Origin of the sequence: Amycolatopsis anabasis (assembly GCF_009765355.1) — a bacterium.
GTDB lineage: Bacteria > Actinomycetota > Actinomycetes > Mycobacteriales > Pseudonocardiaceae > Amycolatopsis > Amycolatopsis anabasis.
The window spans coordinates 195,547-212,012 of the sequence record NZ_VTHK01000014.1; the positions used below are offsets into that span (position 1 = coordinate 195,547).

17 protein-coding genes are annotated in these 16,466 nt (G+C 72.4%); 11 read left to right on the forward strand and 6 right to left on the reverse strand.

The features are described from left to right. The 3 genes from FXO23_RS51625 to FXO23_RS20465 all read right to left on the reverse strand — a co-directional run. Positions 1 to 940, reverse strand: a 940-nt coding sequence (locus FXO23_RS51625) for an arabinosyltransferase domain-containing protein (protein WP_425484880.1), incomplete at its 3' end; no start/stop codon positions are given. 66 nt (positions 941 to 1,006) lie between these two features. Beyond that, positions 1,007 to 1,663, reverse strand: a complete 657-nt coding sequence (bluB, locus tag FXO23_RS20460) for a 5,6-dimethylbenzimidazole synthase (protein WP_179956820.1) — start codon at positions 1,661 to 1,663, stop codon at positions 1,007 to 1,009. Continuing rightward, on the reverse strand, positions 1,648 to 2,394 hold the full coding sequence (locus FXO23_RS20465; protein ID WP_179956821.1) for a cobalt-precorrin-6A reductase: 747 nt from the start codon (positions 2,392 to 2,394) through the stop codon (positions 1,648 to 1,650). Before FXO23_RS20465 ends, bluB begins: the two co-directional genes overlap by 16 nt. Before the next feature lie 207 nt (positions 2,395 to 2,601). On the opposite strand from FXO23_RS20465, the gene FXO23_RS20470 reads away from it, so the two are divergent. The 9 genes from FXO23_RS20470 (at position 2,602) to FXO23_RS20510 (ending at position 11,218) form a co-directional block, all read left to right on the forward strand. After that, the gene (locus tag FXO23_RS20470) at positions 2,602 to 3,474 is read left to right on the forward strand and encodes an LLM class flavin-dependent oxidoreductase (RefSeq protein ID WP_158886964.1); all 873 of its coding nucleotides are present in this window, start codon (positions 2,602 to 2,604) and stop codon (positions 3,472 to 3,474) included. 246 nt (positions 3,475 to 3,720) lie between these two features. Further along, positions 3,721 to 5,697 (forward strand): putative cobaltochelatase, encoded by a 1,977-nt coding sequence (locus FXO23_RS20475; RefSeq protein ID WP_158886965.1) that lies wholly within the window; start codon positions 3,721 to 3,723, stop codon positions 5,695 to 5,697. Then, positions 5,697 to 6,311 carry a cob(I)yrinic acid a,c-diamide adenosyltransferase gene (gene cobO, locus FXO23_RS20480; protein WP_158886966.1) on the forward strand — a complete coding sequence of 205 codons (615 nt, stop codon included), beginning with the start codon at positions 5,697 to 5,699 and terminating at the stop codon, positions 6,309 to 6,311. The genes FXO23_RS20475 and cobO overlap by 1 nt, the downstream gene beginning before the upstream one ends. Further along, positions 6,305 to 7,663 (forward strand): cobyrinic acid a,c-diamide synthase CobB, encoded by a 1,359-nt coding sequence (locus FXO23_RS20485; RefSeq protein ID WP_158886967.1) that lies wholly within the window; start codon positions 6,305 to 6,307, stop codon positions 7,661 to 7,663. Before cobO ends, FXO23_RS20485 begins: the two co-directional genes overlap by 7 nt. Continuing rightward, positions 7,656 to 8,690, forward strand: a complete 1,035-nt coding sequence (gene cobC, locus FXO23_RS20490; protein WP_158886968.1) for an Rv2231c family histidinol phosphate aminotransferase CobC — start codon at positions 7,656 to 7,658, stop codon at positions 8,688 to 8,690. Before FXO23_RS20485 ends, cobC begins: the two co-directional genes overlap by 8 nt. Positions 8,691 to 8,767: 77 nt before the next feature. Then, the gene (locus FXO23_RS20495; protein ID WP_246257581.1) at positions 8,768 to 9,574 is read left to right on the forward strand and encodes a helix-turn-helix domain-containing protein; all 807 of its coding nucleotides are present in this window, start codon (positions 8,768 to 8,770) and stop codon (positions 9,572 to 9,574) included. Between the two features lie 18 nt (positions 9,575 to 9,592). After that, a complete protein-coding gene (locus tag FXO23_RS20500) occupies positions 9,593 to 9,763 on the forward strand; it encodes a DUF397 domain-containing protein (RefSeq protein WP_158886970.1) in 171 nt (56 codons plus the stop codon). A 64-nt stretch (positions 9,764 to 9,827) separates the two neighbouring features. Further along, on the forward strand, positions 9,828 to 10,988 hold the full coding sequence (locus FXO23_RS20505) for a WD40/YVTN/BNR-like repeat-containing protein (protein WP_158886971.1): 1,161 nt from the start codon (positions 9,828 to 9,830) through the stop codon (positions 10,986 to 10,988). Positions 10,989 to 11,002: 14 nt separating this feature from the next. Next, entirely contained in the window at positions 11,003 to 11,218 is a 216-nt protein-coding gene (locus FXO23_RS20510; RefSeq protein ID WP_158886972.1) for a helix-hairpin-helix domain-containing protein, read from the forward strand. Positions 11,219 to 11,533: 315 nt separating this feature from the next. On the opposite strand, the gene FXO23_RS20515 is transcribed toward FXO23_RS20510, so the two are convergent. From FXO23_RS20515 to FXO23_RS20525, 3 genes are read right to left on the reverse strand one after another with little or no spacing between them, the layout of a single operon-like run. After that, positions 11,534 to 12,265 (reverse strand): adenosylcobinamide-GDP ribazoletransferase, encoded by a 732-nt coding sequence (locus tag FXO23_RS20515; RefSeq protein ID WP_158887000.1) that lies wholly within the window; start codon positions 12,263 to 12,265, stop codon positions 11,534 to 11,536. 14 nt (positions 12,266 to 12,279) lie between these two features. Then, the gene (gene cobT, locus FXO23_RS20520; protein ID WP_158886973.1) at positions 12,280 to 13,320 is read right to left on the reverse strand and encodes a nicotinate-nucleotide--dimethylbenzimidazole phosphoribosyltransferase; all 1,041 of its coding nucleotides are present in this window, start codon (positions 13,318 to 13,320) and stop codon (positions 12,280 to 12,282) included. Beyond that, a complete protein-coding gene (locus FXO23_RS20525; RefSeq protein WP_158886974.1) occupies positions 13,317 to 13,937 on the reverse strand; it encodes a bifunctional adenosylcobinamide kinase/adenosylcobinamide-phosphate guanylyltransferase in 621 nt (206 codons plus the stop codon). Before FXO23_RS20525 ends, cobT begins: the two co-directional genes overlap by 4 nt. 36 nt (positions 13,938 to 13,973) lie before the next feature. Between FXO23_RS20525 and FXO23_RS20530 the strand changes: the two genes are divergently transcribed. Beyond that, a complete protein-coding gene (locus FXO23_RS20530) occupies positions 13,974 to 14,906 on the forward strand; it encodes a cobalamin biosynthesis protein (protein ID WP_158886975.1) in 933 nt (310 codons plus the stop codon). After that, a complete protein-coding gene (locus tag FXO23_RS20535; RefSeq protein ID WP_158886976.1) occupies positions 14,903 to 16,402 on the forward strand; it encodes a cobyric acid synthase in 1,500 nt (499 codons plus the stop codon). Before FXO23_RS20530 ends, FXO23_RS20535 begins: the two co-directional genes overlap by 4 nt. Positions 16,403 to 16,466: the final 64 nt, after the last annotated feature.

Genomic DNA, 16,466 nt, shown 5'->3' on the forward strand with positions numbered 1-16,466 from the left:
AGGGCGCCTCGGCGACCCCGAACCAGCGGTGGTAGTTGGCCAGGAAACCGGTGTTCTCGGTGACCCGGGCCATGGTCAGGATGTACCCGTCGTCCGAGGTCACCGGCCCGATGAAGACCCACGCGCCGAGCGCGCCGAACACGGTGAGATCGCGCAGGGTCAGCCGCCACCAGCCGACCGGCGCCCACCGCGGCGCCCGCCGCGCCACCCGGCGGTCGAGCCGGTTCACCGCGATCAGGCAGCCGATCGCCGCGAGGATGCCGAACACGCCGACGCCGACCTTCCAGCCGGTCGGCGAGGACTGGTAACGGGTGTCCGGGGTGATCGTCACGCCGAGGCCGTCGATCGGGTCCTTGGCGGAGGTGATGTCGGTGTAGATGCCCACGACCCGGGGCCGGGCGTCCCCGCCCGCGTCGTAGACCGGGGTGCCGCCGACGCTGATCGCGGTCCGGTTCGCGTCCGAGCTCACCTGGATGTCACAGCCGGTCGGCGGCAGCGGCTGCCGGACCACCTGCTGGCCGCGGTTGGACGCGGTGAGCAGGCCGTTGTCGACGCGCAGCTGCATCCCGGCGCCGTTCTCCGACCGTTCGGCGGGGATGGTGGAGAACAGCAGCGCGGGCGAGGGGGTGCGCGCGTCGAGCGACTGGACGGTCGCGCACGGCACGTTGACCTGCATGTCCTGCGCCCAGTAGCCGGTCAGCGGTGCGTTCACCGCGCGCGTGTCGTTGCCCGCGGGCCACGCGATCTGGGCGGTGTCCTGGACGACGGGCAGAAAGGGGAACGCGCACGCACACCCGGCGGCGATGAGGCCGAGCACTATGGCCAGTGGTCTCCACAGCGGCGCGCCGGTTCTCGCGTCTCCGCTTTCCGGGAGGTCCTGCTCGGTCTCTGTCACCTCATCACGGGTGGTAGTCGAGGGTGGCTTGGTGGCGATCCACATTGTCAAGACGCTAGCGCGCGCCCCGGACACGCCCGCGCGGGGCCGGTTCTTTCGCGGGCCGCCGCGCTATGGTGTCCGGTTCTCGCCGGGAGGACCGAATCGCTCGCGATGTATCGCCGCGTGCAGCGGCCGCCGCTGCCGCCAGCCGTGGCGCTCCAGATCCGGCGCCTCGTGCAGTCGGCTCACCGGCCCGACGCACAGCCAGGCGACCGGCCGGATGCCGTCCGGGATGCCGAGCAGTTCGCGCAGGTAGGGCTCCCGGTAGAAGCTGACCCAGCCGACGCCCAGGCCCTCCGCGGTCGCCGCGAGCCACAGGTTCTGGATCGCCAGGCAGACCGAGTACAGCCCGGCGTCGGCGATCGCGTGCCGCCCGAGCACGTCCGGGGCGCCGCGGCGCGGGTCGTAGGTCACCACGATCCCCAGGCTGGAGTCCAGGATGCCCTCGATCTTGATCTTCGCGAACGTGTCCTCGCGGTCGGCGGGCAGCGAATCGGCGAAGATCTCACGCTCGGTGAGCACGTGCTCGCGAAAGGCGGCCCGGGTGTCCGTGTTGGTTATCAGGACGAAATCCCATGGCTGGGTGAGGCCCACGCTCGGCGCCGAATGGGCCGCGGTGAGGACGCGTTCCAGCACCTCCGGCGGGATCGGCTCGCCGGTGAACTCCGCGCGCACGTCCCGGCGGCGCTCGAGCACCTGGTAGAAGCTCGTCAGTTCGTCGAGCACACCGCCTCCAGGACCCAGTCCACCGCGTCGGACACCGCGCTCACCGTAGGCGCCTCGGGACGGTACGGCCTGCGCACCACGATCACCGGCACGCCGAGTTCGCGGGCCGCGGTGAGTTTCGCCGAGGTCATCGTGCCGCCGCTGTCCTTGGTGACCAGGACGTCGATGCGGTGCTCGCGCAGCAGGGCGGATTCGCCTTCGACGTGGTACGGGCCGCGGTCGAGCAGGATCTCGATCTTCGGCGGCAGCGGCGGTTCCGGCGGGTCGACGCAGCGGGCCAGGAACCAGGGCTCGGTGAGCCGGGCGAACGCCGACAGGCCCTGCCGCCCGCTGGTCAGGAAGACGCGTTCGCCGAGGCGTTCCACGGTGTCCGCGGCCTCGTCGAGGGAGCCGACCCAGTGCCAGTCGTCGCCGGGTCCCGCCTGCCAGCCCGGGCGTTGCAGCCGCAGCAACGGGATTCCGGCGAGCCGCGCGCCGGTCACCGCGGAGGTGCCGATCCGCTCGGCGAACGGATGCGTGGCGTCCACCACGACCTTCGCGTGGTTCTCGGTCAGCCACCGGGCCAGGCCCTCGGGTCCGCCGAAGCCGCCGATCCGGACCTCGCCGACCGGCAGCCGCGGGTTGGCGACCCGGCCCGCGAGCGAGGACACCACCCGGATCCCGCGCTCGATCAGCGCCGCCGCCAACGCCCGAGCCTCCGCCGTCCCACCCAGCACCAGCACACCCGTCATACCCCCGATCATGCCCCGCACCCCGGCAGCCGCCCGCGAGTCCCCCGTTCCCGTCGCGCGAGTCCCCCGTTTCGGTCGTGCGAGTTCCCCGTTTCGTGCGGCACCCCTTCGCCGCCGAAGTGCCCCCGTCCCGCCGAAACCGCACGCACTTTCGTTGCCGTATCACGGTTTCCGGTTTTTGTCGGGGGTGGGCGCTAGCTTGATGGGGTGCGAACAGGAATCACGATTTTCCCCGAGTACCGGTGGGCCGAGGCGGCGCCGAAGTGGCGCGCGGCCGAGGCCTACGGGTTCGACCACGCCTGGACGTTCGACCACCTGGGCTGGCGGTCCCTTGTGGACGGTCCCTGGTTCGGCGCGGTGCCCACCCTCACCGCAGCCGCGCTGGCGACCACCCGCATCGAACTCGGGCCGCTGGTCGCCACCCCGAACTTCCGGCATCCGCTCCCGTTCGCCCGCGAGCTCACCGCGCTGGACGACGTGAGCGGCGGCCGGATCATCGCCGGGATCGGGGCGGGCGGCGGCGGTTACGACGCCACGGTGTTCGGCCGCCACGGCGTCGTCACCGGGCGCGGGCGGCGGTACGCGGAGTTCGTGGAACTGCTCGACGCGTTGCTCACCCGGCAGCCGGTCGACTGGCGGGGCGAGCATTACGAGGCGGTGGACGCGCGCAACGAGCCGGGTTGCGTGCGGAAGCCGCGGCTGCCGTTCGTGCTCGCGGCGAACGGTCCGAGGGCGATGCGGGTCGCCGCGCGGTTCGGCCAGGGCTGGATCACCACCGGGGCTCCTGCGGAAGATCTCGAGGCCTGGTGGGCGGCGGTCGCCGAAGCGGGCGCACGCTTCGACGCCGCACTCGCCGAGGAGGGGCGCGAGGGCGCCGAAGTCCGCCGGTACCTGCAGACCGACGCGGCTCCGGAGTACTCACTGTCCAGTGTCGAGTGTTACCGCGAGTTCCTGGGCCGAGCGGGTGAGCTCGGCTTCACAGACGTGGTCGCCCCCTGGCCCCGAAAGGAGGGGATATTCGCCGGTGACGAGGGAGTACTGGAGCAGGTAGCCGCCGAGGTGTTGCCGAACCTCCGCTGACATCACGCTTTCGACGGGAAGGGATTGAGCCATGCGTATGCGATGATTCGGCGCGACGATCGCCGAGGAACCTGGTGGGTGGCCGAAGCCACGAATCCAGGGCGGTCCCGCCACTGTGACCGGCCGGCCAGGCCGGGAGCCAGAGCTTTGGGCGGTCGTTGCGTGCCGCGGGCCTTCGCCGGGCCCGGCCGCGGCACGGGCCAAGTCCAGTGGGCGAGGACACCCACTCGTGGCAAAGGAGTCTGAATGCGGCCGTACCCGTTCACCGCCGTCGTCGGCATGCAGGATCTACGTCTGGCGCTCGTACTGTCGGCCATCTCGCCCGCGATCGGCGGGGTGCTCGTTCGCGGCGAGAAGGGCACCGCGAAGTCGACCATGGTCCGCGCGCTGGCCGGGCTCCTGCCGGGGGTGGAGGTGGTCGACGGCTGCCGGTTCTCCTGCGATCCGGCGAGTCCGGATCCGGCCTGCCCGGACGGTCCGCACCCGGCCGGGGCGAAGTCGCACGGGCGGCCCGCGCGACTGGTCGAGCTGCCGGTGGGCGCCGCCGAGGACCGCGTGGTCGGCTCGCTGAACCTGGAACGCGCGCTGGGTGAGGGCGTCACCGACTACCAGCCCGGTCTGCTCGCCGCCGCGCACCGCGGACTGCTGTACGTCGACGAGGTCAACCTGCTGCACGACCACCTGGTCGACACGCTGCTGGACGCCGCCGCGATGGGGCGCGCCACGGTGGAACGCGAAGGTGTCTCGGTTTCGCATGCCGCCCGGTTCGTGCTGATCGGCACCATGAACCCGGAGGAGGGGGAACTGCGGCCGCAGCTGCTCGACCGGTTCGGGCTGACCGTCGAGGTCGCCTCGAGCCGCGATCCGGAGCAACGGGTCGAGGTCGTCCGCAGGAGGCTCGCGTACGAGTCCGATCCGGACTCCTTCGCCGCGGGCTACGCCGAGTCCGATGCCGCCCTGGCCGCGGAAATCCAGGCGGCACAACGGTTGCTGCCCTCGGTCGCGCTGACCGACGACGCCCTGCGCCAGATCGCGGGGGTGTGCGCCTCCTTCGAGGTGGACGGGATGCGCGCGGACATCGTCACCGCGCGCACGGCCGTCGCGCACGCCGCCTGGTCCGGGCGGGACGAGGTGACGACCGAGGACATCCGGGTCGCCGCCCGCCTCGCGCTGCCGCATCGCCGTCGCCGGAATCCCTTCGACGCGCCCGGAATCGACTCCGATCAGCTCGACCAGGTGCTCGAGGATGCCCAGCCGCCTGCCGAACCCGATCGTGGTCCGGAGGACGACGGCCCGGGGCCGGGTTCCGGCGCCGAGCCGCCGGAGCAGGGCCCGGCGCCGGAAGGCAACGCGCCGCAACCGGAAACCGGCGGCGAACCCGGCGGTTCGGGCGAGCAGCGGACCGTGGGCGCCGGGGCGCCGTACCGGGCGAAGCTGTTCACGGTTTCCGGTACCGGCGAGGGCGCGCACGGCAGGCGGTCGCGGGCGATCACCGACAACGGGCGGACGATCGGCGTGCGGCCCTCGAGCGCGCGCGACGGGCGGCCGCATCTGCTGGCGACCGTCCGCGCGGCCGCGCCGCACCAGCGCGCCCGCGGCCGCGCGGGCGCCGGGCTGGAACTGCGCCCGCGCGATCTCCGGTTCGCGCTGCGCGAGGGCCGGGAGGGCAACCTCGTGCTGTTCTGCGTGGACGCGTCGGGCTCGATGGGCGCGCGGGCGCGGATGCGCGAGGTGAAGGCCGCCGTGCTGTCCCTGCTGCTGGATGCCTACCAGCGCCGGGACAAGGTCGGCCTGGTCACCTTCCGCAACGCCGAGGCCGATCTCGCGCTGCCGCCGACGATCAGCGTGGAGGCCGCGGCGTCCCGGCTGGAGGCGTTGCCGACCGGCGGCCGCACCCCGCTCGCCGAAGGACTGCTCAAGGCCGCGCACGTGCTGCGCGTCGAGTCCATCAGGGATCCGCGCCGACGCCCGCTGCTGGTCGTGGTCACCGACGGCCGCGCCACCAGCGGCGCCGACGCGGTCGCCCGCGCGCAGGCGGCCGCCGGTCTGCTCGCGGGCACCGGCGCGGCGAGCGTGGTGATGGACTGCGAGAGCGGCCGCATGCGGCTCGGCCTCGCCGCCGAACTGGCCGCCCGGCTCGGCGGCGAACACGTTCCGCTCGGCGAGGTCGCCGCCGACGCGCTGGCGAACGAGGTCCGCGCCCGGACCGGGAAGGCGGCCTGATGCCGAAGGGAAAACCGGAGGTCATCCCGGACGACGGCCTCACCACCCGCCAACGCCGCAACCGCCCGCTGCTCGTCGTGCACACCGGCGTGATGAAGGGCAAGTCGACCGCCGCCTTCGGGATGGCCCTGCGCGCGTGGAACCAGGGCTGGAAGATCGGCGTGTTCCAGTTCGTGAAGTCCGCGAAGTGGCGGGTGGGGGAGCAGTCCGCGTTCCAGGCCCTCGGCGAGGTGCACGAACGGACCGGCCAGGGCGGTCCGGTCGAATGGCACAAGATGGGCGAGGGCTGGAGCTGGGCGCGCAAACCGGGCAGCGAAGAGGACCACGCCGAGAAGGGCCGCGAGGGCTGGGCGGAGATCAAACGCCGCCTCGCCGAGGAACGCCACGACTTCTACGTCCTCGACGAGTTCGCCTACCTGCTGCACTGGGGCTGGCTCGACGTCGACGAGGTCGTCGAAACGCTGACGAATCGCCCCGGCCGCCAGCACGTGGTGATCACCGGCCGCAACGCGCCGCGGGCGCTGATCGACGCCGCCGATCTGGTGGTCGAGATGACCAAGATCAAGCATCCGATGGACGCGGGGCAAAAGGGCCAGCGGGGCATCGAGTGGTAGCCCGGATCGTGATCGCCGCGCCCGCGTCCGGGCACGGCAAGACCACGGTCGCCGCCGGGCTGATGGCCGCGCTGCGCGCACGCGGACTCGCGGTGTCCGGGCACAAGGTGGGCCCGGATTTCATCGACCCGAGCTACCACGCGCTCGCCACCGGCCTGCCCGCCCGCAACCTGGACCCGTTCCTGCAGGGCGAGGACCGGCTGGTTCCCTTGCTGCGCCACGGTTCCCGGGCCGCGGAGCTGGCGGTGATCGAAGGCGTGATGGGCCTCTACGACGGGCAGCTCGGCACCGAGGGCTTCGCGTCCACCGCGCACGTCGCCCGGCTGCTGGACGCGCCCGTGGTGCTCGTGGTGGACGCGAGCGCGGCCAGCCGCAGCGTGGCCGCCCTGGTGCTGGGGTTCCGGCACTACGACCCGGAGATCCGGCTGGCCGGGGTGATCCTGAACAAACTCGGCTCGCAGCGCCACGAGGACGAGATCCGCGCGGCCCTGCACCGCACCGGGATTCCCGTGCTCGGGGCGTTGCGCCGCAGCGACGATATCCACGCGCCCAGCCGCCACCTCGGGCTGGTTCCGGCGGGGGAGCGGGCCGCCGAGTCGCACCGGATGCTGCCCAGGCTGGCTTCCTGGATCGCCGAGGGCGTGGACCTCGACGCCGTGGTGCGCGTCGCCCGGAACGCGCCGCCGCTCGCCGGGCCCGCCTGGTCGCCCGAGGCCGAGTGGTCCGGTCCGCGAGCCGTGGTCGCCGCCGCGGCCGGGGAGGCGTTCACCTTCCGCTACACCGAGACCGTCGAGCTGCTGGCCGCCGCCGGGGTCGACGTCGTGGACGTGGATCCCTTGCGCGACAAGGCATTGCCCGAGGGCTGCGCGGGTCTGTACTTCGGCGGCGGTTTTCCCGAGGTGCACGCCGACGAACTGTCCGCGAACGGACCGCTGCGCGCGGCGGTCGCCGCCGCGGCCGGGCGCGGGATGCCGATCGTCGCGGAATGCGCGGGCATGCTGTACCTGTGCCGCGAACTCGACGACCTCCCGATGGCCGGGGTCCTCGACGCCACCGCCCGCATGCGCCCCCGCGGCGCCCTCGGCTACCGGAAAGCGCGCGCACTTTCGGCGAACGTGCTCGCGGAAGCCGGGCAGGAGGTGACCGGGCACGAGTTCCACCGCACGGAAGTCCGGCCCCGGCACGGGGGAACGCCCGCCTGGGAATGGAACGGCGAACCGGAGGGCTTCACCACGGCGAACGTGCACGCGTCCTACCTGCACGTGCACTGGGCAGGCCATCCCGCGCTGGCGCAACGCTTTGCCGACGCCGTGCACGTGCACGCGGGTACCTTGGTGGCCAGCGGTGACTGACTACGACCTGCACCACCACGGCGATCGCGAGGTCGGCGACGGCCTGGTGGACCTCGCGGTCAACGTGCGCCTGCCCGCCCCGCCGGACTGGCTGCGCCAGGAACTCGCCGACTGCCTGGCCGACCTCGCCGCGTACCCGGACGTCCGCGCCGCCACCGAAGCCGTCGCCACCCGGCACGGGCGGAGCACGGACGAAGTCCTGGTGACCGCCGGAGCCGCCGAGGCGTTCACCCTTTTGGCTGGTGCGTTGCACCCCCGGCAACCAGTAGTCGTGCACCCGCAGTTCACCGAGCCCGAAGCCGCCTTGCGGGCCGCCGGGCACGAAGTGCGTCGCGTGCTGCTGTCCCCGGACGACGGTTTCCTCCTCGATCCGGCCGCCGTGCCCGAGGAAGCGGACCTGGTCTTCGTCGGCAACCCCACCAACCCGACCTCGGTCCTGCACCCGGCCGAGTCCCTGCGCGCCCTGCTCCGGCCGGGCCGCCTGGTGGTCGTCGACGAGGCGTTCCTGGACGCCGTTCCCGGCGAACCGGAATCCCTTGCCGCACAAGCGGTACCGGGGCTGGTCGTGCTGCGCAGCCTGACCAAGACCTGGGGCATCGCGGGCCTGCGCGCGGGCTATGTGCTCGCCTCGCCGGAGACCGTCGACCGCCTGCGTGCCGTGCAACCGCCGTGGTCGGTGTCCACCCCGGCCGCGGTCGCCCTGGTCGCGTGCTCGCGCCCGGCCGCACTCGAGGAGGCGGACAAACTCGCCGTCGCCGCCGAAGCCGACCGGGACTTCCTGGTCGCCGGTCTCCGCGACCAGGGCATCGAGGTGACGGGCGACCCGAGGGGACCGTTCGTGCTGGTGCGTGTTGCCAATGGGGCAACGGTCCGCTCGCGGTTACGCGAGCTGGGTTACGCCGTGCGCCGGGGCGACACGTTCCCCGGCCTGGACCCGGACTGGCTGCGCATCGCCGTCCGCGACCAGCCGACCATCCGGGGGTTCCTGGCGGCCTTGCGGGCGAGTCGGGAATCTCGACTCACCTGATCTCGACTTACTATCCGTGCGCATCCGATTTCGAGGGGTGATGCACGATGGGTGCGCCGAGGAAGCCGAACCATCCGATGCGCAAGCTCGGCCGTACATTGCGAGATCTGCGCGAGCGGAACCGCATGACGCAGGAGGAAGTCGCGAAGCGCATGCGCTCCTCCAACTCGAAGCTGAGCCGCCTGGAACACGGCCAGCTGCCCAACTTCCACGAGTACCTGGCGATGCTGGACCTGTACGGCATCATCCCCAACAACTACCCGCCCTATGTGGCGCTCTACGAACGCGCCAAGGAGAAGGGCTGGTGGCACGCCTACGGTATCGACGACCGAGGATTCGTCAGCCTGGAAGCCGAGGCTTGCAAGGAGCGTGAGCATCAGCTCGGCTACATCCCCGGCTTGTTGCAGACCGAGGAGTACATGCGAGCCAATTTCGCCGGGGCGCGCAAACCGATTCGCGGCAAAAAACTCGAGAACGAGCTAGCCGTGCGGTTGCGCAGGCAGTTGCGGCTGACCGAGGAGCCCGTGCTGCAAGTGCACGCGATCATCGATGAGACGGTGCTGCGCAGGCCGATCCTTCGGCCCGCGGCGCATCGCCGACAGCTCGAGCACGTGCTCGAAGTGGCGGAGCTGTCCACGGTGAAAGTTCAAGTGCTTCCCATCGCGGAAGGCGCGCACTCAGGACGGAACGGAAGCTTCATCATCCTCAGCTACCCGGATCCCGAGGATCCCGATATCGCCTACCTGGAACACGGGTTCGGCTCGCTCCAGACGGAGAAGGAAGCCGAGGTCAGCGTTGCTAGACTGGCCTTCGACCACCTCGCCCGGCTGGCTGGCAAGCACGACTCGGCAGCGCTGATCCGCGAGGTGATTGCCGAAACCTGAGCAGGGAAGAGGCCTACCGTGGAGTGGCGCAAGAGCAGTTACAGCACCGGCGACGGCCACAACGGGGCCTGCGTCGAGGTCGCCTTCGTTGCCGATGCCACCGTCGCCGTGCGGGACTCCAAGGCACCGGCCGCCGGTCAGCTCAGCTTCCCGGACTCGGCGTGGCAGGCGTTCCTGCGCGTTTTCTGACAAACTTGATGTTGCCAGGATCTTGGGGGTCCGTCGAATCACCGTTGATTCGAAGGGAAACATCTTGCGAAGACTCGGGATGGGGCTTGTCGCCGCGGTAACCGCACTGGTGGCGGTCGCCCCCTCGGCGGACGCCGAGGCCGGACGCTGGACCGAACCGACCTGCGCCACGGTCGACAGTCCAGGTTCGCTCACCTACACCAACGACGAGGGCGCGACGCTCAAGCCCACGAGCACCGCGATGACGCCGACCACCTACGCCTTCGGCCTGTCGGCGCTCGACACGCCGAACACGCTCGTCGCGGTGCAGGAGTACAGCAAACCCGGTGGCGGGCCGGTGGAACCCACCGTCCTGCGCTCGACCGACGCGGGCTGCCACTGGACGACGATCGGCGCCCTGAAGGACGGCTGGGTACTGGAAACCGTTGCCGCGCCGGGCGGGCGGACCTACCTCTGGCCCGCCGGTTCGGGCGAGAACCTCTACCTGGTCACCGGCACCACGATCACCCCGCGGCCGATCCCGGCCGGGATCGCCGGGCGGATGGCGGGCTTCGGCGTCGACAGGCGCAACGGATCCGTGGTGCGGTTCGTCGACACCGCCGGGCAGACCTACGTGAGCACCGACGCGGGCCGCACCTGGACCAAGCGCGGCGTGCCGATCGGCGGCGAATATTCGCTGTACCGGGCGGCTTTCGACCCGGCTGACCTGAACCACGTGGTGGTCGGGACCGGGAGCAACGGCGCCTACGTGACCTTCGACGGCGGCGTCACCTGGACCCAGTCCAGCGGCCTGGACCTCACCCCGGCCGGGCGGCTCGGCGTGAACGTGTTCACCGCGGCCGTGTCCCCGGCGAACCGCAACGTGGTCTACGCGATGGGCCTGGACATCGACCAGGCCGACGCGCACGACCCCTCGGACGGCCGCCACCTCTACCGCTCCACCGACGGCGGGCGCACGTTCGCGCCGATCGTCGACCAGAACCCGGATGTCACCCTGCCCAACGGCCCGCTGCTCGCACCGAGCCCGGTCGACCCGGGCGTGCTCTACTTCGTGTTCGGCATGAACTACGGCGGCTACGGCACCGATCTCTACAAGTGGACCGCGGCGACCGGTCAGGTCACCAAGACCCACAACGCGTACGACGAGATCTCGTCGATCGCCTTCAATCCGGCGCATCCGAACGTGATGTACCTCGGCCTGGCCTCCGAACCCGACGGAGTCTGACCAGAAAGGTTGCGATGTCCACGCAAGATGCCGCGGAGCCGACCGAGTTCCCGTCGCGAATGGGCAAGGTCGCTCCTCGCGAGCTGGCGCTCAACGGCTACACGCGGTACGAGCAGTTGACCAGCGTGACCGCGGCGGAGCTGCTGAAGATCCACGGCGTGGGCCCCAAGGCGATCCGGATCCTCGAGGAGGAACTGGCCGCGAGAGGGCTCTCCTTCGCCAGCTCCTGAACTCCGGGTCGTGAGTGTTCGGGCCGGTTGGAACCGGCCCGAACACTCACGACCGGCCGGGTTTCGGTGTGCAGGGCCAGCCGTTGCCCGGATCGAGGCTGCGGCTGGAACCTTCGGCCTTGTCCGCGTTCTTCAGGTACTGCCCGGTATGGCTTCCCTCGCGCTTGTTCTTCGCCGCGGGTTTGGCCGAACTGCACGAGCGCGGTAGGCACCAGCGCGAAGAGTCGTTTGGACATGGCGTTTTCCTCCCCCGTAGGCGTTGATCTTTCACCTGTCCAGACGCGCGGTTTGGGGGGAGGTGTTGCTTACCGAGGTTTACGGCGCGAGGGCGAGCAGGGCGGCGGTGGTGGCGATTTCGACGCAGGCGCCGAGGACGTCGCCGGTGATGCCGCCCAGCCGCCGCACGCAGCGGAGCAGGAGCACCGCGGCGGCCAGGTGGGCCGCGATGACCGCCAGCGGGGCGCGCCACCACGCGAGCCCGGGAGCCACCGCGGCGAGTGCGGTGAGCGCCAGGAAAGCCAGTACAGCCAACGGAATCGCGACGGTTCCGGCGACCGTCGCGCCGAGCCCTTCCGGGCGGGCCGACGGGATACCGCGGGCGCAGCACAGCGAAAGCGTCGCGCGGCCCGCGAGCACCGCGACGGCCGCCGCGGTGCTTCCGTGCCCGGCCGAGATCGCCCCGGCGAGGGCTCCACATTGGACAATCAGCACGAGCACCAGGGTCGCCACACCGGTCGGGCCGGAATCGCCGCGCCGCATGATCTCCAGGGCACGCGACCGGTCGTACGAGGCGCCGAGGCCGTCCGCGGTGTCGGACAGCCCGTCCAGATGCAGGCCGCGGCTGGCCAGGCCCACCGCGCCCACGGCGAGCCCGGCCGTGGCGAGCGCGGGCAGGCCGATCATTTGTCCACAGAGGACAATGAAGGTCGCCAACGCCGCCAAGGGGAGCGCGGCGATCGGGGCGAGCAGCATCGCGCGCCCGGCCACCCGGCGGTCGATGGTGTGCGGCGCGGGCACCGGCAGCGCGGTGAGCGTGCCGATCGCCATGCGCAACGAATCGATCAAGACAGCTCGAGGTCCGACAGGGAGCCCATTTCGGCCAGGATCGCGCGGGCGGCCCGCAGCGTGGGCACCGCCTGCACCGCGCCGCTGCCCTCGCCCAGACGCAGGGCGAGGTCCAGGATCGGTTGCAGGCCAAGGGATTTCAACGCGAACGCCTGGGACGGTTCGGTGGACCGGTGCCCGGCCAGCCACCAGTGCACGGCATCCGGGGCGATCTCGCGGGCGACCACGGCCGCCGCGCCGGAGAAGACGCCGTCCAGCAGCACCGGCACCCCGCGCGCCGCGCCCTGCACCAGGAACCCCGCGGTCGCCGCGGCGCAGGCGCTGCCCAGTGCGGTCAGCAGGTCGAACGGGTCGTTCACCCGATCGCCTGCCCGGGCCACCGCCGCCCGGACGATCTCGATCTTGCGGGCCCGGCCCTCCTCGTCCACCCCGGTTCCGGTGCCGACGACGTCCTCGGCGGGCAGTCCGAGCGCCGCGGCGACCAGGGCGCTGGCCACCGTGGTGTTGCCGATGCCCATGTCGCCGGGGATCAGCAGATCGGCACCGGCATCGGCCTCCGCGTCCGCGGCGGCCCGGCCCGCGTCGAACGCCCGCCGCGCCTCGCCCGGTTCGAGCGCGTCGGTCAGGTGGATGGCCCCGGAGCCCCGCCGGATCTTGTGCGCGCCGACTTCGGCGGGCACGCCCTCCATCGCGTCGTCGACCGCGATGTCCAGCACCCGCACCCGCGCGCCGACCTGGCGGGCGAGCACGCTGACCCCGCTGGTGCCGGACAGGAACACCCGCACCATGGCCGCGGTGATCTCGCGCGGGTACGCCGAAACGGCAGCCGCCTCGGCGACGCCGTGGTCCCCGGCGAAGATCACCACGCGGACCTCGTCCAGCGGGCGCGGGGGAACCACGCCGTGCGCCGCGCTCAGCCACGCGGCCAGTTCCTCCAGCCGCCCGAGCGCGCCGAGCGGTTTGACCAGCCCGTCCAGCCGCTCCACCGCGGCCGCCCGCGCCTGTTCGTCCGGTACGGGAATCTCGAATTCGGTCACGTCCGGCCCTCTCCGTCGAGTTCCAGCACCCGACCGGCCACGACCAGCAGCGTGCGATCCGACTGGGCGGCGACCCGGGTGTTGAGCGCGCCCAGCACATCACGGAACAGCCGCCCGGACCAGGTCGCGGGCACCACACCGGAGCCGACCTCGTTGCTCACCGCGGTCACCGGCACATGCGCCTCGGCCCACGCGGCGAGGAAGTCCTCCAGCCGCTCGTCGAGCCGCGCCTCCCAGCCGTCGGCCTGCTGCCACGCCCCGATGTCGTCGAGCACCCGGCTCACCCAGGTGCCGAGGCAGTCGATGAGTAGCGGTCTCGACGCGTCGCGCAGGGCCCCCGCGAGGTCGGTGGTCTCCAGGGTGCGCCAGTTCGCCGGTCTGCGTGCCTGGTGGGCCGCGACCCGGGCGGCCCATTCGGGGTCGTCCTCCCCGGCGGGGAGGCCCGGGGCCACGTAGACGACCTCGGGGTGGCGCGCCATGAACCGTTCCGCGTGCCGCGACTTGCCCGACCGGACACCACCGAGGATCAGCACCTTCTGGTCCTCGCGCGCGAGCCGGCGCAGCCGCCGCGCGGTGGCCTCCAGGCCGGCGGCGAGCCGCTGGGTCAGCTTGGTCATACCCCGCATTCTCGCCCAAGCGCTACCGTGCCCCGCGTGGTGTACACGACATCGGCGACCGCGGCGGGCCTGGCCACCGGTTACGCCGCGGACGCGCTCTTCGGCGACCCCCGCCGCGGCCATCCGGTCGCGCTGTTCGGCCGGGCGGCGGGAGCGCTCGAGCGGCGGATGTGGGCCGACTCGCGGACCCGCGGCCTCGGGTACACGGCGATCTGCGCGGGCACGGTGACCGGTCTCGGCGTCGCCGCGCAGCTCGCGACCCGGCGGCGGCCGTTCGCCCGGTTCGCCGCGACCGCGCTGGCCACCTGGACCGTCCTCGGTGGACGCAGGCTGGCCGCCGAGGGCGTCGCGATGGCCGCGCTGCTCGACGAGGGCGATCTGCCCGCCGCGCGGGAACGGCTGGGGAACCTGTGCGGCCGGGACGCCACCGACCTCGGCACCGGGGCGCTGTCCCGGGCCGCGACCGAATCGATCGCCGAGAACACCTCCGACGCGGTGGTCGCCCCGCTGTTCTGGGGCGCGGTGGCCGGGCTTCCCGGCCTGCTCGGCTACCGGGCGTTGAACACGCTCGACGCCATGGTCGGGCACCGGACACCGCGCTACGAGCGGTTCGGCTGGGCTTCCGCGCGGGCGGACGACGTGGCGAACCTGCTCCCGGCCCGGGCGGGTGCGCTCGCGGCGGTGGCGTGCGCCCCGGTGGCGGGCGGTCGCCCCGGCCGGGCGTGGCGGATCTGGCGGCGGGACGGCTCCCGGCACCCGAGCCCGAACGCCGGGCAGGTCGAATCCGCGTTCGCCGGGGCGCTGGGCGTCCGGCTCGGCGGGACCAACCACTACCAGGGCCGGATCGAGGACCGCGGCACGCTCGGCGACGGCCCCGGGCCCGGCCCCGCGGATCTGCGGCGCGCGGTGAAACTGTCCCGCGCGGTCGGCCTGGCCGCGCTCGCGGCCGCGATGTGGGTCGCACGGTGAGGGGCCTGCTGGTCGCCGGGACCACCTCGGACGCCGGGAAGAGCCTGGTCACCGCGGGCATCTGCCGGTGGCTGGCCCGGCAGGGCGTCCGGGTCGCGCCGTTCAAGGCGCAGAACATGTCGAACAACTCCATGGTTTGCGCCGACGGGGCGGAGATCGGCCGCGCGCAGTGGCTGCAGGCCCGCGCCGCAGGGGTCGAGCCGGAGGCGGCGATGAACCCGGTGCTGCTCAAACCGGGCAGCGACAAGCGCAGTCACGTGGTCGCGCTGGGCAAACCGTTCGGCGTGCTGGAAGCGGGGGAGTACGCGACCGGGCGCACGGAACTCGCGCGGATCGCCTTCGACGCGTACGCGATGCTGCGGGAACGGTTCGACGTCGTGGTGTGCGAGGGCGCGGGCAGCCCGGCGGAGATCAACCTGCGCGCGGGCGACTACGTGAATCTGGGGCTGGCGCGGCGGTTCGACCTGCCGGTCGTGGTGGTCGGGGACATCGACCGGGGCGGCGTGCTGGCGTCGATGTTCGGCACGCTGGCCCTGCTCGACGCCGACGACCAGGCGTTGGTGGCGGGCTGGATCGTGAACAAGTTCCGCGGGGACGTGGCGTTGCTGCGGCCGGGCCTGGACCGGATCGCCGAGCTGACCGGCCGCCCGGTGCTCGGCGTTCTCCCGTGGCTGGACGGCGTGTGGATCGACTCCGAGGACGCGCTCGCCGCCGCCGGGTGGGCGCGCAACCCCGCGCGGCCGGGCCGCGCGTTGCGGGTCGCGGTGGTGCGGTTTCCCCGGGCCTCCAACGCGACCGACGTGGACGCGCTCGCCGCCGAACCCGGCGTGCACGTCACGCTGACCGCCGATCCGGACGTGGTGTCCGCCGCCGACCTGGTGGTACTCCCGGGGTCACGGGCCACAGTGGACGATCTGCGCTGGCTCCGCGAACGCGGCCTCGACGCCGCCCTGCACGCCCGCTCCGCCGCCGGTCGCCCGCTCCTCGGCATCTGCGGCGGCCACCAGATGCTCGCCCAGTCCATTGTGGACACCGTCGAATCCGGCGCCGGACGGGTCGACGGCCTGGCGCTGTTGCCGTCTACTGTGGACTTCGCCGCCGAGAAGGTGCTCGGCCGCCCGGCGGGCCGGTGGCGCGGGCACCCCGTCTCGGCCTACGAGATCCACCACGGAGTCGTCACCCTCGACGGCTCGATCCCTGACGTGGAGCCGTTTCTGGACGGCTGGCGGTGCGGGGTGGTCTGGGGGACCACCTGGCACGGCGCCTTCGAGAACGACGGTTTCCGTCGGGCCTGGCTCACCGAGGTCGCCGCGCAGGCCGGGATCGACTGGTCCCCGGCCCCGGGCGCCCCCGGCTTCGCCGCCCTGCGCGAAACCATGCTCGACACCCTCGCCGACGCCGTCGCCGAGCACCTGGACACCACCACCCTCCTCGACCTCCTCACCCACGGCACCCCCGCCGATCTCCCCTCCCTCCCACCCGGTGCCCACCCGTAGCCGAACTTCCCCCAATGGGGAGTTTTCATCCTGTTGGTGCTGGTCAGTGGGGTTGACGGTGGCG